At 62.1% G+C, this 24,970-nt stretch carries 19 protein-coding genes; 9 read left to right on the top strand and 10 right to left on the bottom strand.

Annotation, left to right across the window (positions count from 1 at the left end):
- Window positions 1-106 precede the first annotated feature (106 nt).
- Together AC1D1Z_RS05880 and ubiA are read left to right on the top strand one after the other, a co-directional pair.
- A complete protein-coding gene (locus AC1D1Z_RS05880; protein WP_446947607.1) occupies window positions 107-919 on the top strand; it encodes a MipA/OmpV family protein in 813 nt (270 codons plus the stop codon).
- Window positions 920-1,080: 161 nt separating this feature from the next.
- Window positions 1,081-2,040 (top strand): 4-hydroxybenzoate octaprenyltransferase, encoded by a 960-nt coding sequence (gene ubiA, locus AC1D1Z_RS05875; protein ID WP_020493423.1) that lies wholly within the window; start codon window positions 1,081-1,083, stop codon window positions 2,038-2,040.
- A 95-nt stretch (window positions 2,041-2,135) separates the two neighbouring features.
- Here the strand turns inward: ubiA and AC1D1Z_RS05870 are convergent, their stop codons facing one another.
- Entirely contained in the window at window positions 2,136-2,702 is a 567-nt protein-coding gene (locus AC1D1Z_RS05870) for a DUF6101 family protein (RefSeq protein WP_017990459.1), read from the bottom strand.
- A 300-nt stretch (window positions 2,703-3,002) separates the two neighbouring features.
- On the opposite strand from AC1D1Z_RS05870, the gene AC1D1Z_RS05865 reads away from it, so the two are divergent.
- Window positions 3,003-6,338 carry a DUF1217 domain-containing protein gene (locus AC1D1Z_RS05865; RefSeq protein WP_477849809.1) on the top strand — a complete coding sequence of 1,112 codons (3,336 nt, stop codon included), beginning with the start codon at window positions 3,003-3,005 and terminating at the stop codon, window positions 6,336-6,338.
- A gap of 50 nt (window positions 6,339-6,388) precedes the next feature.
- On the opposite strand, the gene AC1D1Z_RS05860 is transcribed toward AC1D1Z_RS05865, so the two are convergent.
- From AC1D1Z_RS05860 to AC1D1Z_RS05850, 3 genes are all read right to left on the bottom strand, one after another.
- Window positions 6,389-7,825 carry an FAD-binding oxidoreductase gene (locus AC1D1Z_RS05860; protein WP_446982204.1) on the bottom strand — a complete coding sequence of 479 codons (1,437 nt, stop codon included), beginning with the start codon at window positions 7,823-7,825 and terminating at the stop codon, window positions 6,389-6,391.
- Window positions 7,826-7,860: 35 nt separating this feature from the next.
- Entirely contained in the window at window positions 7,861-8,835 is a 975-nt protein-coding gene (locus tag AC1D1Z_RS05855; RefSeq protein ID WP_446982205.1) for an L-threonylcarbamoyladenylate synthase, read from the bottom strand.
- A 109-nt stretch (window positions 8,836-8,944) separates the two neighbouring features.
- Window positions 8,945-9,553 (bottom strand): DUF6656 family protein, encoded by a 609-nt coding sequence (locus tag AC1D1Z_RS05850; RefSeq protein WP_018245042.1) that lies wholly within the window; start codon window positions 9,551-9,553, stop codon window positions 8,945-8,947.
- 418 nt (window positions 9,554-9,971) lie between these two features.
- On the opposite strand from AC1D1Z_RS05850, the gene AC1D1Z_RS05845 reads away from it, so the two are divergent.
- Both AC1D1Z_RS05845 and AC1D1Z_RS05840 read left to right on the top strand, forming a co-directional pair.
- Entirely contained in the window at window positions 9,972-11,216 is a 1,245-nt protein-coding gene (locus tag AC1D1Z_RS05845) for an aromatic ring-hydroxylating oxygenase subunit alpha (RefSeq protein ID WP_047622120.1), read from the top strand.
- A gap of 145 nt (window positions 11,217-11,361) precedes the next feature.
- Window positions 11,362-11,847 (top strand): BA14K family protein, encoded by a 486-nt coding sequence (locus AC1D1Z_RS05840; RefSeq protein WP_018245044.1) that lies wholly within the window; start codon window positions 11,362-11,364, stop codon window positions 11,845-11,847.
- 91 nt (window positions 11,848-11,938) lie between these two features.
- Here AC1D1Z_RS05840 and AC1D1Z_RS05835 read toward each other — a convergent pair whose 3' ends face one another.
- Window positions 11,939-12,934, bottom strand: a complete 996-nt coding sequence (locus AC1D1Z_RS05835; RefSeq protein ID WP_003556974.1) for a transporter — start codon at window positions 12,932-12,934, stop codon at window positions 11,939-11,941.
- 208 nt (window positions 12,935-13,142) lie between these two features.
- On the opposite strand from AC1D1Z_RS05835, the gene AC1D1Z_RS05830 reads away from it, so the two are divergent.
- Both AC1D1Z_RS05830 and AC1D1Z_RS05825 read left to right on the top strand, forming a co-directional pair.
- Window positions 13,143-14,921, top strand: a complete 1,779-nt coding sequence (locus AC1D1Z_RS05830; RefSeq protein ID WP_477849804.1) for an acyl-CoA dehydrogenase — start codon at window positions 13,143-13,145, stop codon at window positions 14,919-14,921.
- A gap of 9 nt (window positions 14,922-14,930) precedes the next feature.
- The gene (locus AC1D1Z_RS05825) at window positions 14,931-15,686 is read left to right on the top strand and encodes a crotonase/enoyl-CoA hydratase family protein (protein WP_446962885.1); all 756 of its coding nucleotides are present in this window, start codon (window positions 14,931-14,933) and stop codon (window positions 15,684-15,686) included.
- Window positions 15,687-15,766: 80 nt separating this feature from the next.
- On the opposite strand, the gene AC1D1Z_RS05820 is transcribed toward AC1D1Z_RS05825, so the two are convergent.
- The 3 genes from AC1D1Z_RS05820 to AC1D1Z_RS05810 are packed head-to-tail and all read right to left on the bottom strand — an operon-like array spanning window position 15,767 to window position 18,812.
- On the bottom strand, window positions 15,767-16,777 hold the full coding sequence (locus tag AC1D1Z_RS05820; RefSeq protein WP_477849802.1) for an MBL fold metallo-hydrolase: 1,011 nt from the start codon (window positions 16,775-16,777) through the stop codon (window positions 15,767-15,769).
- 2 nt (window positions 16,778-16,779) lie between these two features.
- Window positions 16,780-18,030 (bottom strand): class I SAM-dependent RNA methyltransferase, encoded by a 1,251-nt coding sequence (locus AC1D1Z_RS05815; protein ID WP_447013235.1) that lies wholly within the window; start codon window positions 18,028-18,030, stop codon window positions 16,780-16,782.
- Window positions 18,027-18,812 carry a TlyA family RNA methyltransferase gene (locus AC1D1Z_RS05810; RefSeq protein ID WP_477849799.1) on the bottom strand — a complete coding sequence of 262 codons (786 nt, stop codon included), beginning with the start codon at window positions 18,810-18,812 and terminating at the stop codon, window positions 18,027-18,029. Before AC1D1Z_RS05810 ends, AC1D1Z_RS05815 begins: the two co-directional genes overlap by 4 nt.
- Before the next feature lie 93 nt (window positions 18,813-18,905).
- Between AC1D1Z_RS05810 and AC1D1Z_RS05805 the strand changes: the two genes are divergently transcribed.
- Together AC1D1Z_RS05805 and AC1D1Z_RS05800 are read left to right on the top strand one after the other, a co-directional pair.
- Complete coding sequence (locus AC1D1Z_RS05805) at window positions 18,906-19,904, top strand: DUF4424 domain-containing protein (RefSeq protein ID WP_477849797.1); 999 nt, start codon at window positions 18,906-18,908, stop codon at window positions 19,902-19,904.
- Between the two features lie 219 nt (window positions 19,905-20,123).
- Window positions 20,124-22,061, top strand: a complete 1,938-nt coding sequence (locus tag AC1D1Z_RS05800; RefSeq protein WP_028734891.1) for a methyl-accepting chemotaxis protein — start codon at window positions 20,124-20,126, stop codon at window positions 22,059-22,061.
- A gap of 121 nt (window positions 22,062-22,182) precedes the next feature.
- Here the strand turns inward: AC1D1Z_RS05800 and dxs are convergent, their stop codons facing one another.
- Entirely contained in the window at window positions 22,183-24,099 is a 1,917-nt protein-coding gene (gene dxs, locus AC1D1Z_RS05795) for a 1-deoxy-D-xylulose-5-phosphate synthase (protein WP_477849795.1), read from the bottom strand.
- 165 nt (window positions 24,100-24,264) lie between these two features.
- Window positions 24,265-24,970 (bottom strand): pirin family protein (locus AC1D1Z_RS05790; RefSeq protein ID WP_477849793.1); only part of this gene is annotated, 706 nt, incomplete at its 5' end.

The raw sequence follows: 24,970 nt of genomic DNA, 5'->3' as shown, positions 1-24,970 counted from the left end.
ATCGTCTCCCTCACCGCCGTGGTTAACATTGGGGTAACGAGATCGGGATAAATGTAGCGGCCGCCGCCCTCCGCGGCTTTGTTTTTGCGTTTTCTGGAGTGCGGACGTGTCTCATCGATCAGTCGTATCGATCTCTTTGGCTATTGCCTTTTTATCTGCCAGTTCGGCCGCCGCCCAGGAAAGCGGCCAGCACTTCTGGTCCGGCGACTGGTATCTGAGCGTCGGCGTCGCCGGCTTTTCCGCCCCGAAATTCGAGGGCTCGTCGCATAATGAATTCAAGTTCAGCCCGCTGATCTCGGTCGGCCGCCAAGGCGCCGGCCCGCGTTTTTCGTCGCGCAATGACAATCCGTCCTTCGCCCTCATCGACAAGGGCGCCTTCCGTGCCGGCATCGTCGGCAGGTTCGTGCCGTCGCGCGATGACGGCGACGGCAGCGAGCTGAAGGGCTTGAAGAAGGTCAAATGGGGGGCGGAAGTCGGCGGTTTTGTCGAAGTTTACCCGACCGATTTCCTTCGCGCCCGCGCCGAAGTCCGCCAGGGCATCCGCTCGCATGACGGTATCGTTGCCGATCTCGCGGTCGATGCCTTCACCGATATCGCGCCCGACCTGCAACTATCGGGCGGCCCGCGTGCGACCTTCGCCACCAGCGGCTATTACGACGCCTATTACGGCGTCAACGCCAAGCAGGCGGCGGCAAGCGGCCTTGATCCCTATAAGCCCTCGTCAGGCATCCAGTCCTATGGCGCCGGCGCGGCGCTCACCTGGAAGGCGACGGAAAACCTCTCGGCCAGTTCCTTCCTCGAATATAAGCGGCTGGCAGGTCCTGCCGCCGACAGCAGCCTCGTGCGCGAGCGCGGCTCGAAGAACCAGGTCCTGATCGGCGTCTCGGCGACCTACAAGTTCAATTTCTCACTGCAGTGATTGACGGCGCGCCGCGGGTCCTTTCAGACTCGCGTCGCCGTAACACTTTGAATTTACGTATAATTTCATCCTTAAATCGATTTCGATCGAAGGAATGATGCAACTGGCAATACAATGATCGCTTCTTGACCGGATCGGCGGCCCGCCGCTAGATGAGCGGCATGCACGATACTGGCGACTTCAACGATCGCGTCTCCGACGCACCTTCCGATAACTGGGTCTACCGGATCCTGCCGCCATGGCTTTGGCCCTATGCGCAGCTCGCGCGCTGGGATCGCCCGATCGGCTGGCAGCTCTTGATGTGGCCGTGCTTCTGGTCTGCGACCCTTGCCGCCAATGCGGCGATCGGCGAGGGGATCTATTCCGGCAGCCTGCTGGTATCTCACCTGTTCCTCTATTTCATCGGCGCGGTCGCCATGCGCGGCGCCGGCTGCACCTACAATGATCTCGTCGACCACGAGATCGATATGGAAGTGGCGCGCACGCGGTCACGTCCGCTCCCCTCCGGCCGCGTCACCCGCCGTCGGGCGAAGATCTTCATCGGCTTGCAGGCGTTGGTCGGCCTCTTCGTGCTGCTGCAGTTCAACTGGCTCAACGTCTTCCTCGGCGTGCTCTCGCTCGGGATCGTGGCGTTTTATCCTTTTGCCAAGCGCTTCACCGACTGGCCGCAATTCTACCTGGGGCTTGCCTTTTCCTGGGGTGCGCTGATGGGGTGGGCCGGCATTTTCGGTGGCCTCTCCTTTGCAGCCATCCTGCTCTACGCCGCCTCCGTCGCCTGGACGATCGGTTACGACACGATCTATGCGCATCAGGACAAGGAGGATGACGAGCTGATCGGCGTCCGGTCCACTGCGCGCCTGTTCGGCGACAGGACGCGGCAATGGCTGATCGGCCTTTATGGACTGACGCTGGTGCTGATGTTCATCGCTTTCGCTCTGGCCGGCGCCAATCTCATCGCGTTTCTGGGTCTGCTCGGTGCGGCGGGCATGTTCGCCTGGCAGATCGTCCGGCTCGATATCGATGATGCCGACCAGTGCCTGGCGCTCTTCAAGTCAAACAACCGCGTCGGCCTGATCATCTTCTTCGGCCTCTTCATCTCGCTGCTGTTTGCCATTCCCTGATTGGGACGACGAATGAAACGATAAACCCGGCGCGGGCGCCGGGTTTCAAAATGGTTCCGAAGCGACGTCGCCAAATGGAACTGTCGCGTTTTTGTTCAGTTGCGGGCGATGATTTCCTTGCCTTCGATCTTCATCGCGACGCCCAGCCGGCCGGTTGTACGGCGCACGAGGAAGCGCGGACGGCGATTGGCGAAGTAGGAATGACGGCGGCGAGGCTTGAGGTCGCTGGTGCGCAAGGCACCGATATGGTCTTCAAGCGGCCGGGCGACGCCGTCGGCCTCGACCATCAGCATCGGAATGCGGAAGGCTTCGGACCAGCTGCGCCAGTCGGCGGCGATGTCGCTGAGATCATGGGCGACGAGCAGCGGAATGCAGAGCTCCGGATCGGCGTGGTGGAGTTCCAGGGTTACGGTGACATCGCCGTCGCCATGGTCGATGGCGCGGGCGGCGACGCCCTTGAAAACGCGCTTCGGCAGCGCAATCGAGAGCGGCAGGCCGCTGGAGGGGAGGACCTTGCGCAGGACCGCACCGCGTTCATCTATCGTGATATTGACGTCATCCGAACAATCGTGGATGGCGTAGCTGACCTGCTGGGGAAAGCGGGACGGATCGAGGCGCAACGTCGTGCCAGCCCAAGCGGGCTTCATAACGGGATTGTTCATTTCATTCTACCCTTGTCTTACCTGAGAGCCGATTTCCGGTCTTCTCCTTGGGACTTTTCGTCCTCTATGGCCGACAATAGGCAGCCGCCCTTCCGTACAGCTTAAAAATTGCGGTTAAGAAAACTTTGCCTCCTCTGATGGTTATCAAAACCGAATCCGGCAGGGTTTCCGGAAGGTGAACGGCGTGGTGTCCTGAAATGATGCATCCAGAGGTAAGCCTCAGGTAAGTTTTCCATGGCAAAATGTGCTCACCAGCAGTTCGTCGTTCTTTTAGAGATTTTGCCGAAAAGGGCGCTTTTTATGATCACGGCTTCCCTCGCTTACACGATCCTGTCGCGAGATATGACGTCCAGCCTCAACAAGGTTGCGTCGCAAGCGACGGTCAAGAAGGATGCCCAGTATTACGCTGACCATATCAACAAGGTCACGTCAGTCGACGACTTCCTTGGCGACTACAAGCTCTACAGCTATGCGATGAAGGCCTATGGTCTCGAGGACATGACCTACGCCAAGGCCTTCATGAAGAAGGTGCTCGAGAGCGATCTCACCGATCCCAACAGCTACGCCAACAAGCTTTCCGATACGCGCTACCGCGAGTTCGCCGCCGCCTTCAATTTCAACGAGCCGGCCAAGGACGTGCAGACGGACGCGCAGGAGGACGACCTCATCGGCCTCTACAAGCAGTCCTTCATCGATGCCGACAAGGCCGCGACCGCCGAGAGCACCTATTACAGCAACAATATCGATAGCGTGCAGACCGTCGACGACCTGGTCAACAACACCCGGCTGCGCACCTATGTGCTGAAGACCTTCAAGATCGATCCGACCTATGCGTCGAAGGATTTTCTGCGGCAGGTGCTGACGAGCGATCTCAGCGACCCCACGAGCGTCGTCAACACGCAAGGCGGCGACAAGTACAAGGCGCTTGCCGCCCAGTTCAGCTTCAATGCGGATGGCACCGTCAACGGCACGGCGCAGACCGCCGCGCAGAAGGCCTCGGTCATCGAGTCCTACACCCTGAATTCCCAGTCCCTCATCATCGACAATTCGGTCGGTTCGGATGTCTACTACGTCGGCCAGACGGCGGCGGACTACAACAAGGCCTATTACACCGCGAAGATCGGCACGATCACCAATGTCGACGATCTGGTCGCCGACAAGCGGCTGACCTCCTACATCACGACGGCCTATAGCATGGGCGCCGACTTCACCGCGGCAGCGCTGCGCGCGGTGCTGACCGATCCCGGTTATGCCCAGCTGATGGGCTTTACCAATGTTTACAATGCTTTCAACTTCAAGGCTGACGGGTCGACCTCCAGCACGGCGCGCGTCCAGTCGGTCGACCAGGCAAACAGCCTGAAGGCGGCGGCATCGAGCACCAACAACTATTATACCGTCACCTCGCAGTCGACCGGCATCACCAATGTCGACGACCTGCTCGCCGACAGTGTGCTGGCCCGCTACATCAAGGATGCCTATGGTCTCGGCACGAGTTTCAGCAATGCCGACCTGAAGAACATCCTGACCGATTCCGCCTATGCAGCGGCCCAGGGCCATGCCGATCTCAATGCCGACTTCAACTTCCAGGCAGACGGCTCGATCAACGGTTCCGTGATCCAGACTGCGGCGCAGCGGAAGTCGACCACCGACAAGTCGGCGGCGAATGCAGCGCATTTCAACAGCATGATCGGCAACGTCACCAATGTCGATGACATCATGTCGGATGCTGTTGCGGTCAGCTATATCAGAAACAGCATGCAGATCGCCGACAGCGTCTCCGATGCGACGTTGAGGACTTTCCTCGTCGACCGCACGGCTGCCAGCGCCCAGGGCTACAGCGACGTTCACGACCTCTTCAATTTCAAAGCGGACGGTTCGGTCGCGACCCTTTACGCGTCGCAGACGGCAACCCAAAGTGCCAGCACTGCCAGCAAGGCCGACAATGCGGCAGTCTACTACCAGTCGACCATTGCGGGCATCTCAAACGTCGATCAGTTGCTGACGGACCAGAAGCTGAACAATTTTGTGCGCAACGCCTACGGCATCCCGTCGACGATCAGCGACGTCGCTCTTCGCAGTATCCTGACCGATCAGAGCGGCACCGGCACCTATGCCGACGTTGCCGCCGCCTTCAACTTCAAGGCGGACGGCACGCTTGAGGACGGTATGGCGGCGCAGACGGCCACCCAGATCAGCAGCACGAAATTTACTGCCTCAGCGCGGACGGACGACTATTCCGCCCGGATGGCGACGATCGGCAATGTCGATGATCTCATCGCCGATGGCACGATCACCAATTTCCTGAAGAGCACCTACAATCTGCCGTTCGATATCTCGGACGCCGATCTGAAGAGCATCCTGACCGATGCGACGGCGGCTGCCGCAGCCGGCCACGCCGATCTCAACGCCGACTTCAACTTCGCCGCCGACGGATCGCTTCCTGTCGTCAGTTCGGTCCAGACGGCCGACCAGGCGCAGACCACCAACGACAATTACGCGGCGCGTTATGACGACGAACGCGACGAGGCGATCGACGAGGTCGCATCCAACTACCAGAAGCTTATGGCCGACAGCAGCAGCCTGCTGAACTTCTCCGACGTCAAGACCGTCAATGATTTCCTGCGCAGCAATTCGTCCGCCGATTTCAGCAAGGGCAATGACAATCTGCCGGATCTCTACCATGTGGCGCTGCAGGCTTTCGGTCTGACCGACCAGGACGTCCCGCGCTCGATGATGCGCAAGATCTTGACGAGCGATGCCTATGATCCGGATGGCTATATCGCCTCGCTCAAGGATGAACGCATCACCAACCTTGCCCGCGCCTTCAACTTCGGCCCCGACGGCAAGGCGGCATCGCCCTTCCAGGCGCTTCCCGACGCGACCATGGCCAAATACGCCACCGACTATAAATCGCATATCACCATGCTGATGAAGGACGGTCCGGTGAAGGACAAGGCCTCGAAAGATGCGACGGCCGAAGTCGACTATTTCGCCAAGGGCATGGCGAAGGTGAAGTCGCTCGACGATTTCCTGGATGATAGCCGCCTGACCGACCTGGTGCTGAAGGCGAACAGCCTTGACCCGAAGGATTACGACAAGGCCACGCTGAAGAAGATCTTCACCTCGGATCCCGACGACAAGAAGAGCTACCTCAACACCAAGGCCGATGCGCGTTTCCAGGATATCGTCGCCGCCTTCAACTTCGACAAGGACGGCAATCTGACCCGCGCCAAGATCGGCACGATTCAGAACAAGGCGGCCGAGGACCACACCCAGGAACTTTACGTCCAGCAGACGATGGAAGCCCAGCAAGGCGAAACCAACGACGGCGTGCGCCTGGCGCTCTATTTCAGCCGCAAGGCCTCGAGCATCACTTCGATCTATTCGATCCTCGGCGACAAGGCGCTTTATCAGGTCATCACCACAGCCTACAGCCTGCCATCGCAGATCTCGGGCATGGATGTCGCCAAGCAGGCCGATCTGATCAACCGCTTCGTCAAGCTCGAGGATCTCCAGGATCCGAAGAAGGTCGACAAGCTGCTGCGCCGGTTTACCGCCATGTACGATGTCCAGAACGCTGCCCAGCAGTCGCCGGCGCTGATGATCCTGACCGGCGGCGGCACGCAGCAAAGCTGATCGCCCCGACCTGCTGCACGCAGCAGGCCTGATCGCTCTGACCGTCGGCCTCAAGGATCGAGGCTGACAACCTTTTCCGGGTTCATGATATTGGCGGGATCGAAGGCGCGCTTGATACGGCGCATCAGCTCGATTTCGATCGCCGGCCGAATCGTCGCCAACTCGTCGCGCTTCAGCTGGCCGATGCCGTGCTCGGCCGAGATCGAACCGCCATGCGCCAGCACCAGCCCATGCACGATATGGTTCATTTCGCGCCAGCGGGCGATGAAGGCGGTCTTGTCGGCGCCAACCGGCTGGGAAATATTATAATGAATATTGCCGTCGCCCATATGGCCGAAGGCGCAGATTCGGGCGCCCGGCATCGCCGCCATCACAGCTTCTTCAGCCTCGGCCATGAAATGCGGGATGTTCGATACCGGCACGGAAACATCGTGCTTGATCGACCCGCCTTCCGGCTTCTGAGCATCCGACATGCTCTCGCGCATGTGCCAGATCGCTTTCTGCTGGGCCACGGATGCGGCGATCGCGGCATCCAGCACCAGCCCGGCCTCGAAGCCCTGTTCCAGCACGCCATTCATCATCCGCTCCGCCGTCTCGGCCGAATCCGAGGTCGAAATGTCGATCAGCACGTACCAGGGATAGGCCGCGTCCAGCGGATCGCGCACGCCGTCGATGTGGCGGGTGGTGATCTCGACACCGAAACGCGGCATCAGCTCGAAACCGGTGAGCGAGGCGCCGCAGAGGCTGGAGGCCAGGTTGAACAGAGCAAGCGCATCCACCACCGAATTCAGGCCGGCGAAGGCCACCTGATGGCCGAGCGGCTTAGGAAAGAGCTTCAGCACCGCGCCGGTGATGATGCCAAGCGTGCCCTCGGCGCCGATGAAGAGATCGCGCAGATCATAGCCGGTATTGTCCTTCTTCAGGCGGCGTAAGCCGTCCCAGATCTCGCCGGTCGGCAGCACCACTTCGAGGCCGAGGCAGAGCTGGCGCATATTGCCATAGGCAAGCACGGCGGTGCCGCCGGCATTGGTGGAAAGATTGCCGCCGATGCGGCAGGAACCCTCCGAGCCGAGCGACAGCGGAAACAACCGCCCATGCGCCTCGGCTGCCTTCTGCACCTCGGCCAGGATGGCGCCGCCATCGGCCACCAGCACGTTGGCCACCGGATCGACATCACGGATCTTGTTCATGCGCTCGAGCGACAGGATGATATCGGACTTGCCCTGACGCGGCGTCTGGCCGCCGACGAGACCGGTATTGCCGGTCTGCGGCACGATCGCCGTTCCGGTCTCCGTCGCAAGCTTCATGATATCAGAGACTTCCTCGACCGAGCCGGGTTTCAAGAGGAGAGGGGAGGAGCCGTGATAGAGCCCGCGGTTTTCGATCAGATGCGGCGCAAGATCGGCTTCGCTGCGAAGCGCGTATTTTTCGCCGACGATTGCGGCGAAGCGGTTGAGGAGTTCGGTGGAAATGCTGGAATTGCTCATTCGGGCTCGGTCCTCCATCGTCATGCGCAGTCTTTTCAGTCGCGGGGTGCCGCCGCCCGCTGCAGCCGGTCGTTGATCGCTTCGCCCAGCCCCTCTTCGGGAATCGGCGAAAAGGCGATGCTCTGAGCGCCGCTGGCATCGGCCCGCTTCATGTAGTCGAAGAGATTGGCCGCCGCCTCTGCCAGGTCGCCGCGCGGGCTGAGATCAAGCACGATCCGTGCACTGTTTGCGCCGGAGACCGCAGCGCTGCCGAAGGCAATCAGTGCCTCGCCGGGTTCCACCGCCGTCGCATTGAGGCGCACGGAAGCGCCCGGCGCGTAATGCGAGGCGAGCATGCCTGGCGCCTCGATTGCCGCCGATGCCGTTTTCGCCCGCAGCAGCGGTTGGCCTGCGACGCGCTCGATCTCGCGCGCCGCCAGTCCACCCGGCCGAAGCAGCCTCAGGCGGCCGCTCTCTGCCTTGACGATCGTCGATTCGACGCCGACAGCGCTTGGACCCGCATCGAGGATCAATGGGATCCTGGCCCCGAGATCGGCTTCGACATGGGTGGCACTCGTGGCGCTTACCCCGCCCGAGGTGTTGGCGCTGGGGGCTGCGAGCGGCCGTCCGAAGGCGCCGATCAACGCGCCTGCGAAACCCTTCGGCACACGGATGCCGACGCTGTCGAGCCCGGCGGTCGCCAGCGAATGGATCGAGCTCTGAGGCTTCAGCGGCAGCACGAGGGTCAGCGGGCCGGGCCAGAAGGCTCTGGCGAGCGCCCGTGAGACCGGGTCGAATTCGGCATGCTCTTCGGCCATGGCGAGGTCGGCCATATGGCAGATCAGCGGGTTGAAGCGCGGCCGCCCCTTTGTCTCGTAGATACGGGTGATGGCTGCGGGATTGGTGGCGTCGGCTGCCAGGCCGTAGACGGTCTCAGTCGGGATAGCGATGGCAAAGCCGTCGGCAAGAGCGGCTGAGGCCGCCTCGAGCGCTGCTTGCCTGTCGGTCCTTATGTCGATCGTGCGTGCCATGTTCTGCCCAGCAATCCAAAGTGCCACAGCGTCCTTTGCGCGTCTGGAAAGACGCACGGCGCTGTAGGTCGGCAGTCATTAGGCTTTCCGCCGCCGGCGATCAATCGCTTTAGAGCTGCCGGATGATTTCGCGCAGCTGTTCGTTGCGGGCGCCGAGCAAGAGGATGTTGCGGATCGCAGCCTGCGGATCATGGGTGCGGAAGAGCAGGCCGTTGCCGCGCACCGACCGGTCGATGGTCATCTTTTCGGCGGAATTCTCGCCGGGTTTGATCGCGACGGCGAAATACATGCGGGAATAACCGACATCGATGCGCTCGAAGAAATTATCGTTCTCGCCGATGTCGGAATAGAAATTGGAGATGTAGAAGGCCCAGCTGACCTCTTCGTAATGGGCAAATTTCGTCCGCGCGGCGGTGACGTGGCAATAACCGAGATGCGGGCTGTCCTCCAGCGTCCGGTGGAAGATCATCTTCGGAAACTGGATCGAGTGGTGAAAGCCGTTGATGTGCTGATGCGTCTTCTCGCCGGCGACCTGCAGCTTGCGGCCGGTCTTTGCCGCGACCTCATCATGGGTGAAATAGCGTTTTTCCTCGGCCAGCCAGTGCCGCCGCTCGCGGGGGATGCGACCAGTGCGCAAGAATTCGGAATGCGCGGCAATCAGCTGCGGCTCTTGCAGTTTACTTGCTTCTTTCGCGTCGAAATAACGGAGTTTGGCCATGGTTCGCGTTCTTCGGTCGGTCTGAATCAGCAGCAGGATAGGACGGTATGCTTAAGGCGATGTTAAAAAATCGCCATGCCAGCCGGCTAGCTGAAAGGCAAATGCCGGGAGATGTCGCAAACGCGACTGACATCGATACCAGGCAGCCGACCTCTTTGCGCAACGGGTCTTTACGCCATGTCGCAATTGACGATAATTGCCGGGAGAGTCGGGCAATGTCATCGACCGGGATGGGCAGCTTGTGGCTTGCCGCATCCTGTCGTCAATGTCGAAGCCGATGTCGCATTACAACCAAGCGGCAGCCATGCTCGGTGATTAAATGGCGCCATGAACAATTCTCCCGAAGGAGAAGGAAGCGGGCGCGCTTCCGCCGGCCTTCCCACGCGAGGGTGGCAACCGGGTGCACGAGGACATGAAGATGGATATTCGCAGCAACGTTTTGCGTCAGCTCAAGAGCCGCCGTGAGGGCTTCAGCCTCGAACAGCCGTTCTATATCGACGAGGATTATTTCCAGCTCGACATGGAGATGATCTATTATCGCGACTGGCTGTTCATCGGCCATGATTGCGAGCTGCCGAAGCCGGGCGCCTATTTCACCGTCCAGATCGGCAACTATCCCGTCGTCATCGTCCGCGGCCGCGACAATATCATCCGCGCCTTCCACAACAGCTGTCGCCATCGCGGCTCACGCGTCTGCACCAAGGAGCACGGCTCCTCCGTGCGTCTTGTCTGCCCCTACCATCAGTGGACCTATGATCTCGAAGGCAAGCTCGCCTTTGCCCGCCACATGGGCGATGATTTCGACAAGACCGGCTTCAACCTGAAACCCGTCCATTGCGAAACCGTCGCAGGCTATGTCTTCATCTGCCTTGCCAACACCGCCCCGGATTTCCAGCCGGTGCGCGACAAGATCGAACCCTATGTCGCGCCGCACCGGATCAGTGAGAGCAAGGTCGCCTTCCAGAGCACGATCATCGAGAAGGGCAACTGGAAGCTTGTCTGGGAAAACAACCGCGAGTGTTATCACTGCGCCGCCAATCACCCCGAACTCTGCCGCACCTATCCCGAAGCGCCGAGTGTCACCGGCACGGATGGCGGCGCTGACGATCCTGAGATCGCCGGCCATTGGGCGCGCTGCGAGGCTGCCGGCCTGCCGAGCAAGTTTCAGATTTCGCCGGACGGTCAGTTCCGCACTGCCCGCATGCCGCTGATCGAAGATGCCGAGAGCTACACCATGTCGGGCAAGCGCGCCGTCCAGCGTCAGCTCTCCGAAGATATCTCGATCAGCCATATCGGCACCATGTTGCTCTTCCACTACCCGACGACGTGGAACCATCTGCTCGGTGACCACGCCATCTCCTTCCGCGTGCTGCCGCTCAGCGCCAACGAGACGGCGGTGACGACCAAGTGGCTCGTCCACAAGGATGCCGTCGAAGGCGTGGATTACAATCTCGAGGAACTGACCCACGTCTGGACCGAGACCAACGATCAGGATCGCCGCATCGTCGAGGAAAACGCCTTCGGCATTCACTCACCCGCCTATGAGCCCGGCCCCTATTCCGCCTTGCACGAGGGCGGCGTCATGCAGTTCCTCGAATGGTATTCGAACTTCATGGTGAACCGCCTGCAGGGTGACCAGGCGAAGTTCTCCGTCGTTGCCTGATAGCGCTTTGCCGCACCGGTTAATGTCCGGTTCAGTTCAGCTGATCTAAAAGGGAGAGTAGCCGGCCCCGGCTGCTTCTGGAACCATTCAGGCGAAAAGGCGTTGCTAGGCAGGCGGTGATCGCTGTTGTATGGGAGTTGAAGCAATGATCGGGCTGAGAAACAAGATCGCGACCGCAGTTCTGGCTGCCGCCGTGGTCCTGACGGGCTTTGCGCCGTCGCAGGCAATCCAGATGCCCACCGCCCCGCAGGTGGAAAAATCCTCCGCAGTCGAGAATGTCCAGTACCGCCGCTATTATCGCCCCGGCTATCGTCCGGGCGCCTATTACCGGCCTGGCTATCGTCCCGGCGCCTACTACCGGCCCGGCTATTATGGCGGCTATCGCGGATATTCCTATTACCGCCCGGGATATCGCCATTATAACGGCTACTGGTATCCGCTTGCCGCCTTCGGCGCCGGCGCAGTGATCGGCGGCGCGATTGTCGCGCAGCCGCGTTACGTCGACCCGGCGCCCCGCATGGGTTCGAGCCACGTCGCCTGGTGCGCAAACCGCTACCGGTCTTATCGCGCCTACGACAACACCTTCCAGCCCTATAACGGCCCGCGTCAGCAGTGCTATTCGCCCTACTAACATCACCCCAAACCGCGTAGCGGTTGGCATGTCGTGATATCGAGCTAAGATGAGAGCCAGACGCCCGGCAGTCATGCCGGGCGTTTCGCGTTCAAAGAATATCCACACGTCTCAGCAGCCACCAGGCAAAGGCGATGGAGGCGACGATGAGGGCAACGGCGTATTCGGTGCCGTAGTCGCCGACGGCGAAGGGCAGGTTTGCAGTGTTCATGCCGAAGAAACCCGTCACCAGCGTCGGCGGCAGCAGGAAGGCCGTCATGATCGACAGCAGATAGAGGTGGCGGTTGGTTTCGGAGGATTGTTTCGAATCGATTTCTTCGTGCAGCAGGCGTGCCCTGTCCTGCAGCGCATAGATATCGTGGTCGACCGTTTCCAGCCGGCTCGTCAGCCGCCGCGCCACATCGTCGAAGCCGAAGGGCATCTCGTCGTCGTCGGCCGCCGCCGCCCGGCGCATCAGCGCCAGCACGGTGCGCAGGTGCCGATGCAGCCTGACCACGGTTCGCCGGACCGGCGCCAGGCGCCGGCGCTCGTCGCGCTGCGCACTGTCGTAGACGATATCCTCGATCTGGTTCAGCTCTTCGGTGAGTTCGATGACGATTGCGATCAGCGTGCGCTGGAACTCGATCACCAGCAGTTCGAAGAGATCGACCGGCCGGGAGAATTTGCCCGGGTTTTTCTCGATCAGCGCCCGCGCCCGTTCGACGCTGCGCAGCGGCTGTAGCCGCGTGGTGATGAGGAAGCGGTCGGACATGGCGAAATGCAGCCAGCCGAGATTGTTGGTATCCTGGGCAAAATCGCGCTGGCAATCGACGAGCGTCCCATAGAGCATCTGCTCGTCGACGGTGATGGCTGCATGCGTATCACGCGTCGTCAGCGCCGATTTCGCGTCCTCTGTCAGTCCGTCCAGCGTATCGAGCAAGGCCGGCACGCGGGCGTCGACAAGGTTGAGGTGCAGCCAGTAGAAACAGTTGTCGGCGGTCAGTTCCGCCACCGTCGCACTATTGTTCAGTCGCACCGCGGTCTTTTCTTCGGGCGAAAAGCGATAGGCCCAGACGAAACCGGGTATGTTGACGGGCAATGTATCCATTGTTCGCCGGTCCTTTGCGAAGGCGATGTCTTCCCTTAGAGATTGTTCATGACGTCCATTTGTCCAAAGGTGCAAGAGCAAAGCGCCATGTCAGGTGATTTATCGCATGGCGGCTGAGGAAATCGAAATTGACGTTTACGTAAAAATCAATTAGCCCTTGCCTCGGAGGGGCTTGCCCAAGTGCAGGCCGGTCTGTGGAGGAAAAACCATGTACAAGGCGCCCGTCGAGGAAATCGCGTTCACGTTGAAGCACGTAGCGGGCATGGGCGAGGCGATGTCAAAAGGGCTGCTCGGCGATCTCGGCGAAGATCTGGTCGACGCCATACTGGCCGAGGCGGGACGCTTTGCCACAGAGGAAGTGGCGCCTCTCGCCGAAATCGGCGACCGCCAGGGCGCCCGTCTGATCGATGGCGAGGTCAGGCTGCCGGATGGTTGGCGCGATCTCTATCGCCACTGGATCGCCGGCGGCTGGAACGGCCTGACGGCGCCGGAGGCCTTCGGCGGCCAGGCTTTGCCGCATATGCTGAATGTCGCGGCGCTTGAAATGTGGAATTCCGGTTCCATGGCCTTCGCGCTTGCCCCGACGCTGACGATGGGCGCCATCGAGGCCGTCAGCGCCCATGGCAGTGCCGCGCTGAAGCACAAATATCTGGAAAAAATGGTCTCCGGCGAATGGACCGGCACCATGAACCTGACCGAACCGCATGCCGGCTCCGATCTCGGCGCTCTGAAGGCCCGCGCCGAGCGGAGCGACGACGGCAACTACCGCCTCTTCGGCCAGAAGATCTTCATCACCTGGGGCGAGCATGACGCGGCCGACAATATCATCCATCTGGTGCTGGCCCGCCTGCCGGATGCGCCGGCCGGCACCCGCGGCATCTCGCTCTTCCTGGTGCCGAAATTCCTGGTGAATGACGACGGTTCGCTTGGGCCCCGCAACGATCTGTTCTGCCACTCGCTGGAGCACAAGCTCGGCATCCATGGTTCGCCGACCTGCACGATGATCTACGGTGACGGAAAATTCGGCGGTGAAAAAGGCGCTGTCGGCTGGCTGGTCGGCGAGGAGAACAAGGGGCTGGCCTGCATGTTCACGATGATGAACAATGCCCGCCTCGCCGTCGGCATGCAGGGCGTGGCGATCGCGGAGGCCGCCACCCAGAAGGCGCTCGCCTATGCCAGGGAACGCACCCAGGGCAGGGCGCCGGGCGCAAGCGGCGCCGGCATGAGCCCGATCGTCGAACATCCCGATGTCGCCCGCATGCTCCTCACCATGAAGGCGCTGACCCAAGGGGCGCGCGCCATCTCCTATGCCTGCGCCCATGCGATCGACATGTCGCACCGGGCAGGTGACGCCAGCCGCCAATGGCAGGAGCGCGCCGCTTTGCTGACGCCGATCGCCAAATCCTTTTCGACCGATGCCGGCGTCGACGTCGCCTCGCTCGGCATTCAGGTGCATGGCGGCATGGGCTTCATCGAGGAGACGGGTGCGGCGCGTTATCTCCGCGATGCCCGTATCGCCCCGATCTATGAGGGCACCAATGGTATCCAGGCGATCGACCTCGTCACCCGCAAGCTGCCGCTCTCCGGCGGCGATCAGGTGAAGGGCTTCATCGCCGAGCTCAGCGAGATCGCCGATGGCGTCCGCCGCTCCAATCTCGACGGTTTCGGCGAAACCGCTGCGAGGCTCGATGCTGCGATCGCCGATCTCGAGCAGGCGACCGCCTGGCTGATGAAGACGCTTGCCGAGAACAGCACCGCCGAGGCGCTCTCGGGTGCCACGCCCTATCAGCGGCTGTTCGGCCTCGTGCTCACCGGCTGTTACCTCGCCAAGGGCGGGCTTGCCGAAAGTGCCGATGGCGCGGCCGAAAACCGTATCGCGCTCTGCCGCTTCGCCGCCGAAAACCTGCTCGCCGAAACCGCAGCCCTTCGCGACCGGGTCGTCAATGGTGCGGCAAGCCTTGCCGCCGCCCGCATCCTGCTTGCCTGAGGAGACCTTATGACCGATTACATCATCGTCGAGCAGCCTTCCGCCTATCCCGGCGTCCAGTCCATCCGCTTCAATCGGCCGGAAAAGAAGAACGCCATCACCCGCGCCATGTATCGCATAATGGCCGATGCTCTGAATGCGGCCAACACAAGCCCCGACATCCGTGCCACCGCTTTGCTCGGCACCGAAGGCTGCTTCTCGGCCGGCAACGACCTGAACGATTTTCTGGCTGCCGCAATGGGCGGCCGCGGTCTGGAGCAGGAGATCCTCGATTTCCTCTATGCGCTGGTGAATGCCGAAAAACCCGTCGTCTCCGGCGTCGACGGTCTGGCGGTCGGCATCGGCACGACGATCCATCTCCATTGCGATCTGACCATCGCCTCCAGCCGCAGCCAGTTCCGCACCCCCTTCGTCGATCTGGCGCTGGTGCCGGAGGCAGGTTCCAGCCTCGTCGCGCCGCGCCTGATGGGACATCAGCGCGCCTTCGCCATGCTTGCCGCCGGCGAAGCATTCTCGGCTGCAGAAGCGAAGGAAGCCGGCCTGGTCTGGAAGGTCGTTGAAAGTGGAGAGGTCGATTCACTGACGCTTGGCCTCGCCGCAAAGCTCGCCGCCAAGCCGCCGGAGGCGCTACGCATCGCCCGCGACCTCATTCGCGGCGACCGCGGCGAGATCATCGCCCGCATCGACGAGGAGGCCCGCCATTTCTCCGCGCGGCTGAAAAGCGCCGAGGCCCGGGCTGCCTTCGAAGCTTTCATGCGCCGCTGAACGGCGATCTCGGTCGTTTCCGAAGTATCGATGGCAAGCAGGCCGACACCAACACCAGTCCGGGAGCACACGGATACCGATTAGACCGCCGGCACATTGAATACCTCGCCGGCCCTGAGCGGCCGGAACCGTTCCGGGGGAATATCATGCTCGCTCATTGCGTCTTTCAACGCTCTTGCCGGCGCGTCGACCGCCTCATTCGTCAGTTGGAACGTGGCGAAGTGATGCCCGGCCACATAGGCCGCATTTGCCAACTTCATCCCGATCACCGCTTCCTGCGGATTCTGGTGCTGCCCTTTCATGAACCAGCGCGGCTCATATGCGCCGAAGGGTAAAATGGCCAAACGAAAGCCGCCATGCTTCTGCTGTGCCGCTTTGTAATTGATGCCGTTGTGAAAGCCCGTATCTCCGACGTGATAAATTTTTCCGGCTGGAGTCGACAAAACGAACGACGCCCAGAGTGCCATCCGGCGATCGGCGGCTCCGCGCGCGGACCAATGGTGTGCAGGCTCCGCATCAATGCTTATTCCGGCGTGCGAAATGCGCTCGCCCCAGTCCATCGATGTCGTCTGTATATCGGGCACGGCACGGCGAATGATCGTGTCATTGCCGAGTGGCGTCACGACACGCGGCTGATGCTTCGCGCCCAACCGCCTGAGCGTCGCGATATCGAGATGATCATAATGATTGTGCGATACCAGCACGAGATCAATTGGCGGCAAATCATCGAACGCGATGCCCGGTTGGACGACGCGCTTGGGTCCGGCAAAAGCGAAGGGACTTACGCGCTCCGACCACACCGGGTCGGTGAGGATATTGAGCCCAGCGACCTGCACGAGCATTGTTGCATGACCAACCATGGTCACCCTTAGATCCTCGCCGTCGACGCATGGATCCGGCTTGGCCGCCGGGTATGGACTTGGGACCGACTGCGGCCAGCGCTCACGGCCACCGCCGAATTGCCACCGCAGCAGATCGCGGAAACCAAGGGGCTCGATACCGTCGGGATTGAAGAAATGTGTGCCGTCGAAGTGATCGGACACCGGGCCGTGATAGTAGGGGTTGCGTCTTTTGGCCTTTCCGACAGGCACGCCTATTTCTCCAGCGTCGCCACCACCTCGACATGCGAGGTCCAGAGGAACTGGTCGATCGGCGTCACTTGCGTGATCCGGTAGCCGCCCTCGACGAGGATCGCGAGATCCCGCGCCAGCGTCAGCGGATTGCAGCTGACGGCCACGATCTTCTTCACCGCCGAACGGGCAAGCTCCTGGCACTGGAACTCGGCACCCGCCCTCGGCGGATCGAAGACGACGGCGTCATAGGGCTTGAACTCCTGCGTCATCAAAGGACGGCGAAAGAGATCGCGCTTTTCGACGGTGACCGGCTTCAGTCCTTGCGTGTTGCGGGCGGCATGATCGAGTGCTGCGAGCGCCTTTGCTTCGGCTTCGACGGCGTGCACGCGGCCGATCCGCGCCAGCCGCAGTGAAAACGTGCCGGAGCCGGCAAAGAGATCGGCGATCCGCTTCGCCTTGCCGGCATGGGCAATGACCAGCTCCGCCATCGCCTCTTCCGCCGGCTTGGTCGCCTGGGTAAAACTGCCCGGCGGCGGTGAAACCTGGACGCCGCCGAATTCGACCATCGGCTTCGACGGCTCGACGAGGATTTCGCCGTTTAGCGAAACACGGGCGATGCCGCGCAGGCCAAGCGCGGTCTCGATTGCCTTGCGCCGCTGCGGGTCGGAGAGTTTCTTCACCTCGTCGACGGAGATGTCGAGGCCGGAAAGCGTTTCGAGCACCGCGACGCGGAAGGGTTCGGCGCTGGTCGCCAGCGAAGCTGCAATCGCCCTGATCGCCGGCAGCCGGGCGATAATCCCTGCCGACGAGATCGGACATTCCTCGATGGCGACGATATGGTGGCTTTCGGCCTGGTTGAATCCAACAAGCATGTCCTTCTCGGTCTTGCGCGCCGCAAACACCACGCGCCGCCGCTCGCCCGGCCGGGCCGGAACGATCTCGCCGACCTCGGGTGTCAGCCCCTTCGATTTCAGCGCGTCGATGACCAGCTGGCGCTTGAAGGCGCGGTAGGGCGCGTCTGCCATATGCTGCAGCGTGCAGCCGCCGCAGGTGCCGTTGACGCCATCCGGGCCGAAATGCCGGCAGGGCGGCTCCTGCCGGTCGGGCGAGGGCGTTGTGATCGACATGATCGTGCCCTGGCTCTTGACCCGGGCAATCGCCACCGTTTCCCCGGGCAGGGAAAAGGGCACATAAACAGGTCCGCTGGCGCTACTGGCGATGCCGTCGCCCTGGGCGCCGAGCTTCTCGATCGTGACGGTTTCGGTGCTCACGGTTTCAATCCTGCCAGAAGGAATTCCTGATTGCCGTCACCGCCGGAAATCGGGGAGGGGATGAGGCCGAGGCTTTTCCAGCCCATGTCCTCGATGAACCACCGCTCCAGTTCCGCAGCGACGGCGGGAGCAGACGAGGGGTCCTTCAGCATCCCGCCCTTGCCGATCGCCTCGCGCCCGGCCTCGAACTGCGGCTTGACCAGCAAGATGGCGACACCGCCCGGTTCGGCGATCTCAAGAGCTGGCGCGAGCGCCAGCTTCAGTGTGATGAAGGAGACGTCGGAAACGATGAAGGTTGCGGGATGGCCGATATCCTCTGCCGTCAGGTTTCGGGCGTTGAGGCCTTCCCTGTTCGTCACCCGCGGATCGCCCGATATGCGCGGATGCATCTGCCCATGGCCGACATCGATCGCGGTAACATGCTGGGCACCCCGCAGCAGCAGCACCTCGGTGAAGCCGCCGGTGGAGGCACCGACATCGAGACAGTAATGGCCGGCAGGATCGAGCCGGAAATGGTCGAGGGCTGCGGCAAGCTTCAGTGCGGCGCGAGAGACATAATCCTGCGCCGGATCGTCGATCTCGATTGCCGCGTCGGCGCTGAACAGCGCGCCGGCCTTGGTGACCACCTGGCCGCCGATCCTGACGGTGCCGCGCTGCACGGCGTCGCGGGCGCGTGAACGGCTGGCAAAGAGGCCGAGAGAGACGAGAAGCTGGTCGAGGCGTTGGGTGTTTTGATCTGACATCGGCTGTGCATGACCGGCAAAGCCGCCGGTTGCAAGCATTTTGTTCCCAAGACCGTCATTGACCCTCAAAAGCTTTCGGCGATAATCCTGCCGCGGCGATCGCGGGGCAGGCCGCAGACACGGGGGTGTTCCATGCTGAAGCTCTTCACTCTGATTGTCGCGGCAGTGATCGCATCGCCCGCGCTCGCGAACGACACCATGGCCGAGGTCAAGACCGGCGGGCTGATCTTTGCCCAATCCGATGATGTCAGCATGGCGCAAGAGGATCTCTTCATCTCCGCTTCGGAAGTGCGTGTCGACTATATCTTCGAGAATAGCTCCGACAAGGATGTCGAAAGCCTGGTCGCCTTTCCGATGCCGGACATATCAGGCCAGGTCGACAACAATTCCGCCATCTCCGATTATGACAGCAACAATTTCCTGCATTTTTCCACCGTGCAGGATGGCAAGCCAATCACCGCCAAGCTGCAGCAACGCGTCGTTTCGCTCGGCATCGACGTGACCGACGAGTTCGCCAAGCTGGGCATTCCCGTCCTGCCCTATAGCCAGAAGACGACCGTGGCGCTTGCCAAGCTTCCCGAAACCGTCCGCAAGGACTGGATCTCCCGTGGCCTCGTCTATCCCATGGGCGCAGGCGATGCCGCTGGGGTCGACCTCGTGCCGCTCTGGACGCTGCGCTCGACCTATTGGTGGCGCACCACCTTCCCGGCAAAGAAAAAGGTCAGCGTCGAGCATCGCTACAAGCCGGCCGTCGGCGGCACCGTCGCCATCAGCTTTCTCGAAGGTGGCGAGCCGAAGGGTGATCGTTTCGAGGAATATTCGCGCAAATATTGCCTCGACGGAGATTTCGTCCGGGTTGCCCAGCAGCGTGCTCGGGAAGCCGAGGCGGGAGGCGCAAACTATACCGAAAGCTGGATCTCCTATGTGCTGTCGACGGGCGCCAACTGGGCGGGGCCGATCAAGCGCTTTCAGCTGACGATCGACAAGGGCAAGCCCGGCAGCCTCATCAGCTTCTGCGGCAGCAACGTTCAGAAGATCGGCCCGACGACCTTCCGGATGACATCAGAGGATTTCGATCCCACTAGGGATTTCGACATCCTGATCCTCAATCCTCCCGAAACGGCACAATAATCCGCAGGCTCTGCCGCTGTTGCGGTGCACAAATTTAAACAAATTTAAAGCCTGCCCATATAGGTTCGGCCTGATTGCAGCGGTTCATCTGAACTGCTCGGCGCCATGAAGGCGCAAGCGTTTCGACGCCGATCATGTTCTCAGGTTCAAACATCCCGGCGGTTGCGTCTCGCGCGACCTGCCTCTCGCCGCGTCGACTGTCGTCAGGAGAAATCACCGATGTCCGCCAAAAACATATCCTTGAACGGTAAACTTGCGGCCACGTTCGCAGCCCTCATTCTCATTTTCGTCGCCATATCAGCTTTCGTTTATTCCAAGGCGACGGCGTCCGCGGCCGCTTCTGCCGAGCAGGAAAAGTCCGAGCTGCTCGTCAACCAGATCGATGATGCGCTGCAGGCGATGCTCGAGCAGGCGGTCAACCTGCGTGGCTTCATCCTCTTCCGCAGTGACAGCACCTATGGCGATGTCTTCGCCAACCGCGAGCGCATGCTGAAGGCGATTGCGGCCGCCAAGCAGACGGCGACGGGCGAGCCGCAGCTGGTCGAGATGATCGACGGCATGCAGAAAGCCGCCGACCTCTATTTCCATGAACTTGCCGAGCCGCAGACCAAGGCGCGCAAGGAAACCGACATGCCGATCGAAGAGGTCGTCAAGATCGGCGTCAACGCCACCAAGGGCCAGCTCGACGGGTTCCGCCAGGCCTCGGCCAAGATCAAGGCCACCGCGCGTGAAAAGTCGAACGCGCTTGCCGCCATCCGGGCCGATGCCAACAGCGATCTGAAGACGACGCTGCTTGCCGGCGGCATCCTCGCCTCGCTTGCGGCTGCCGTTCTCGCCTGGCTGATGTCGCGCACCATCGTCCGGCCGGTGGTCGGCATGACTGCGGCCATGGATCGCCTTGCCGGCGGTCAGAACGACATCGAAGTCCCGGCTGTCGAGCGCGGCGACGAAATCGGCCGCATGGCCCAGTCGGTCCTGGTCTTCAAGCAGGCGGCGATCGAGAAGCTGCGCCTTGCCGGCGAGACCGACCGCATGCGCGACGACGCCGAGCGCCAGCGCCGGGCAGGCGACGAGCAGAAGGCGCGCGAGGAAGGCGAGATCCGCTATGCCATCGACGCCTTGGCGGGCGGCCTTGCCGAGCTTGCCAATGGCGATATGGCCGGTCGTATCCAGACGCCGTTCGCCTCGCAATATGACAGCCTGCGCAATGACTTCAACCATGCCGTCGAAAAGCTGCAGGCGGCGCTGCAATCGGTCGGCCGCAACGCTTCGGCGATCAATGCCGGCGCCGGCGAAATCCGCTCGGCCGCCGACGATCTTGCCCACCGCACCGAGCAGCAGGCTGCCGCCGTCGAACAGACCGCCGCAGCCCTCGAAGAAGTGACGACGACCGTCCGCGACAGCGCCAAGCGCGCCGAGGATGTCGGCAATCTCGTCGAGCGCACCCGCCTCGGCGCCGAGAAATCAGGCGAGGTCGTCCGCAAGGCGGTCTCTGCCATGCAGCAGATCGAGAAGTCCTCGGGCGAAATCTCCAACATCATCGGCGTCATCGATGACATCGCCTTCCAGACCAACCTGCTGGCGCTGAACGCAGGCGTCGAAGCGGCGCGTGCCGGCGATGCCGGCAAGGGCTTTGCCGTCGTCGCCCAGGAAGTGCGCGAGCTCGCCCAGCGCTCGGCCAAGGCGGCCAAGGAGATCAAGGCGCTGATCACCACATCGGGCGAACAGGTCGTTGCCGGTGTCGGCCTCGTCGGCGAGACCGGCAAGGCGCTGGAGGTCATCGTCTCCGAGGTGCAGGAGATCAACCACCACGTCAACGCCATCGTCACCGCCACCCGCGAACAGTCGATCGGCCTGCAGGAGATCAACACCGCCGTCAACAACATGGACCAGGGTACGCAGCAGAACGCGGCCATGGTCGAGGAGCAGACCGCGGCCAGCCATGCGCTCGCCCAGGAGGCAAACGCCCTCGACGAGCTGCTGCGCCAGTTCAAGCTCGGCCAGGCGGCCCCGGCGCCGCGCGCTGCCGTCGCTGGCACGAGCTCGCGGCCGGTCGCCTCACCGGCCCACGCCCTGACCCGCACCGTCGCCAAGGCTTTCGGCGGAAGACAGGCAGCTGCTACGGCTACCGTTCAGGAGGAATGGACGGAGTTCTGAGAGGGCCCTTCGCAGGGACGTTAAATGAAGAGGGCGGTGCAGTGATGCGCCGCCCTTTTTTATTGAGCGGCCGTGCTTGGCGGCGGATGAGGGGGGCCACACGGCACGCCCTCACATAATCTTATCCCGCAACCCCCACCGCAACACCGCGTCCCAGCGCCCTGAACACCGTCGAGACGATGCCGGCGCGGTCGAGGCCGGCGTGGGCGTTCATGGCTTCGGGCTTGGCCTGTTCCATCCAGATGTCGGGCATGACGAGCGAGCGCAGCTTCAGGCCGTTGTCGAGCAGGCCTTCGGTGGCAAGGAAATGCATCACATGGCTGCCGAAACCGCCGATCGAGCCTTCCTCGACGGTGATCACCATCTCGTGGTGGCGGGCAAGCTGGCGGATCAGGTCGTGGTCGAGCGGCTTGGCGAAACGTGCATCGGCGACCGTCGTCGAAAGCCCCGCAGCATCGAGATCCTCGGCGGCCAGCAGACAATCGGCAAGCCGGGTGCCGAAGGAGAGCAGCGCCACCTTGGTGCCTTCCTTGACGATGCGGCCCTTGCCGATCTGCAGGATTTCGCCGCGCGCCGGCATGTCGACGCCGACACCTTCGCCGCGCGGATAGCGGAACGAGATCGGCCCGCCATCATAGGCGACAGCCGTGCGCACCATATGCTTGAGTTCGGCCTCGTCGGCCGCTGCCATCACCACGAAGCCAGGCAGGGTGGTGAGGAAGGCGGTGTCGAAGGAGCCGGCATGGGTCGGTCCGTCGGCGCCGACGAAGCCGGCACGGTCGATCGGGAAACGCACCGGCAGTCCCTGGATCGCCACGTCGTGCACGACCTGGTCGTAGGCGCGCTGCAGGAACGTGGAATAGAGGGCGGCGAAGGGCTTGTAGCCTTCCGCCGCAAGGCCGGCGGCGAAAGTGACGGCATGCTGTTCGGCAATACCGACGTCGAAACAGCGCGACGGAAAGGCCTCGGCGAGCTTGTCGAGGCCGGTACCATTAGGCATGGCGGCGGTGATGCCGACGATCTTGTCGTCAAGGGCGGCTTCCTGCACCAGCGCTTCGGCAAAGACGCTGGTATAGCTCGGCGCATTCGGCTTGACCCTTGCCTGGGCGCCGGTGATGACGTCGAACTTGTTGACACCGTGATATTTGTCGGCCGCGGCTTCCGCCGGCGGATAGCCCTTGCCCTTCTGGGTGACGACGTGGATCAGCACTGGCCCACGCCCATTGTCGCGCACATTGCGCAACACAGGCAGCAAGTGGTCGAAGGAATGCCCGTCGATCGGGCCGATATGGTAGAAGCCCATCTCCTCGAACATCGTGCCGCCGGTGACGTAGCCGCGCGCATGCTCGACGGCGCGGGTGATCGCCCGGTCGATGTTCTTGCCGAGATAGGCCGTCAGCTTCTTGCCGAAGTCACGGAAGCCCATATAGGTGCGCCCCGAGGCGAGGCGGGCGAGATAGGCGCTCATTGCGCCCGTCGGCGGCGCGATCGACATATCGTTGTCGTTGAGGATGACGATGAGGCGGGCGTCGAGGGCGCCGGCATTGTTCAGCGCCTCATAGGCCATGCCGGCCGACATCGCTCCGTCGCCGATGACGGCGATGACGCGGCGGTCTGAATTGTCGAGGTCGGCGGCAATCGCCATGCCGAGGCCGGCCGAGATCGAGGTCGAGGAATGCGCGGCGCCGAAGGGATCGTATTCGCTCTCCGCCCGGCGGGTGAAGCCGGACAGCCCGTCTTCCTGGCGCAGCGTTCGGATGCGGTCACGCCGGCCGGTGAGTATCTTGTGCGGATAACATTGATGGCCGACATCGAAGATCAGCCGATCATCAGGTGTGTCGAAGACGCTGTGGATGGCGATCGTCAATTCGACGACGCCGAGACCGGCGCCCAGATGGCCGCCGGTGCGCGACACCGCATCGATCATTTCGTCCCGGACTTCGCGGGCAAGCTGCGGCAGGTCGCGATCCTCGAGCTTGCGCAGGTCGGCGGGATAGATGACCTGGTCGAGCAGGGGGGTCTTCGGCAGTTGTGTCACGGGCGGGCGCTCTTTCTTGCTTTTCCTTGTTCCGCTTTATTCGATTAGATTGCGGCAAAACAAGTGCATTTCAGGAACCGAAGCTTTTCACCTTAGAGCATGGTGCCGGAAAGTGTGAGCGGTTTTAGGCGGATATCCTGGTCTATTTCGTTCATTTCGTGTCGTTCAGCCTTCCGGCAAAGGCACGAATTCCTCTTCGTCACCGGGAACGATATCGAACCGGCCGGTGCGCCATTCCTCCTTGGCCTGTTCGATCCGCTCCTTCGAGGAGGACACGAAATTCCACCAGATATAACGTTTCGAATTGAGCGCTGCCCCTCCGAAGAGCATCAGGTGACAGCCATCGCGGCCGGCTTCCAGCGTGATCGCATCGCCCGGCCGGAAGACCAGCAGCTGGTCGGCAGCGAAACGGTCGCCTGATATGACGACCTCGCCCGACAGCACATAGACGGCGCGCTCCTCGTGGCCCGCGCCGAAGGGAAATTTGGCGCCCGGCTGCAGGTCGAGATCGACATAGAGCGTGTCGGAGAAAACGCCGACGGGCGATGTCATGCCTTCGAACGAGCCGATGACCACGCGCCCGCGCACGCCTGCTGTCTCGATCAGCGGCATGGCGGACTTTTCCGTGTGGGCGAAGGAAGGATCGATCTCCTCCTTGTCGTCGGGCAGCGCCAGCCAGGTCTGCAGCCCCGACATCAGCAGCGGATGGCCGCGCAGATTGTCCGGGGTGCGCTCGGAATGCACGATGCCGCGGCCGGCCGTCATCAGGTTGATATCGCCGGGACGGATGACCTTTTCGGTGCCGAGGCTGTCGCGATGGCGGATCTCGCCGTCGAACAGATAGGTGACCGTCGACAGCCCGATATGCGGA

The organism is Rhizobium sp. P1_E1 (assembly GCF_056406015.1).
This window is presented reverse-complemented; position numbering and strand designations above follow the sequence as displayed.

Coding starts and splice junctions, on each gene's coding strand:
- AC1D1Z_RS05840 (WP_018245044.1), top strand. CDS start 11,362: ATGATCGGGCTGAGAAACAAGATCGCGACCGCAGTTCTGGCTGCCGCC.
- AC1D1Z_RS05825 (WP_446962885.1), top strand. CDS start 14,931: ATGACCGATTACATCATCGTCGAGCAGCCTTCCGCCTATCCCGGCGTC.
- AC1D1Z_RS05865 (WP_477849809.1), top strand. CDS start 3,003: ATGATCACGGCTTCCCTCGCTTACACGATCCTGTCGCGAGATATGACG.
- AC1D1Z_RS05835 (WP_003556974.1), bottom strand. CDS start 12,934: ATGGATACATTGCCCGTCAACATACCCGGTTTCGTCTGGGCCTATCGC.
- AC1D1Z_RS05860 (WP_446982204.1), bottom strand. CDS start 7,825: ATGAGCAATTCCAGCATTTCCACCGAACTCCTCAACCGCTTCGCCGCA.
- AC1D1Z_RS05845 (WP_047622120.1), top strand. CDS start 9,972: ATGGATATTCGCAGCAACGTTTTGCGTCAGCTCAAGAGCCGCCGTGAG.
- AC1D1Z_RS05850 (WP_018245042.1), bottom strand. CDS start 9,553: ATGGCCAAACTCCGTTATTTCGACGCGAAAGAAGCAAGTAAACTGCAA.
- AC1D1Z_RS05830 (WP_477849804.1), top strand. CDS start 13,143: ATGTACAAGGCGCCCGTCGAGGAAATCGCGTTCACGTTGAAGCACGTA.
- AC1D1Z_RS05855 (WP_446982205.1), bottom strand. CDS start 8,835: ATGGCACGCACGATCGACATAAGGACCGACAGGCAAGCAGCGCTCGAG.
- AC1D1Z_RS05870 (WP_017990459.1), bottom strand. CDS start 2,702: ATGAACAATCCCGTTATGAAGCCCGCTTGGGCTGGCACGACGTTGCGC.
- AC1D1Z_RS05800 (WP_028734891.1), top strand. CDS start 20,124: ATGTCCGCCAAAAACATATCCTTGAACGGTAAACTTGCGGCCACGTTC.
- AC1D1Z_RS05810 (WP_477849799.1), bottom strand. CDS start 18,812: ATGCTTGCAACCGGCGGCTTTGCCGGTCATGCACAGCCGATGTCAGAT.
- AC1D1Z_RS05805 (WP_477849797.1), top strand. CDS start 18,906: ATGCTGAAGCTCTTCACTCTGATTGTCGCGGCAGTGATCGCATCGCCC.
- ubiA (WP_020493423.1), top strand. CDS start 1,081: ATGCACGATACTGGCGACTTCAACGATCGCGTCTCCGACGCACCTTCC.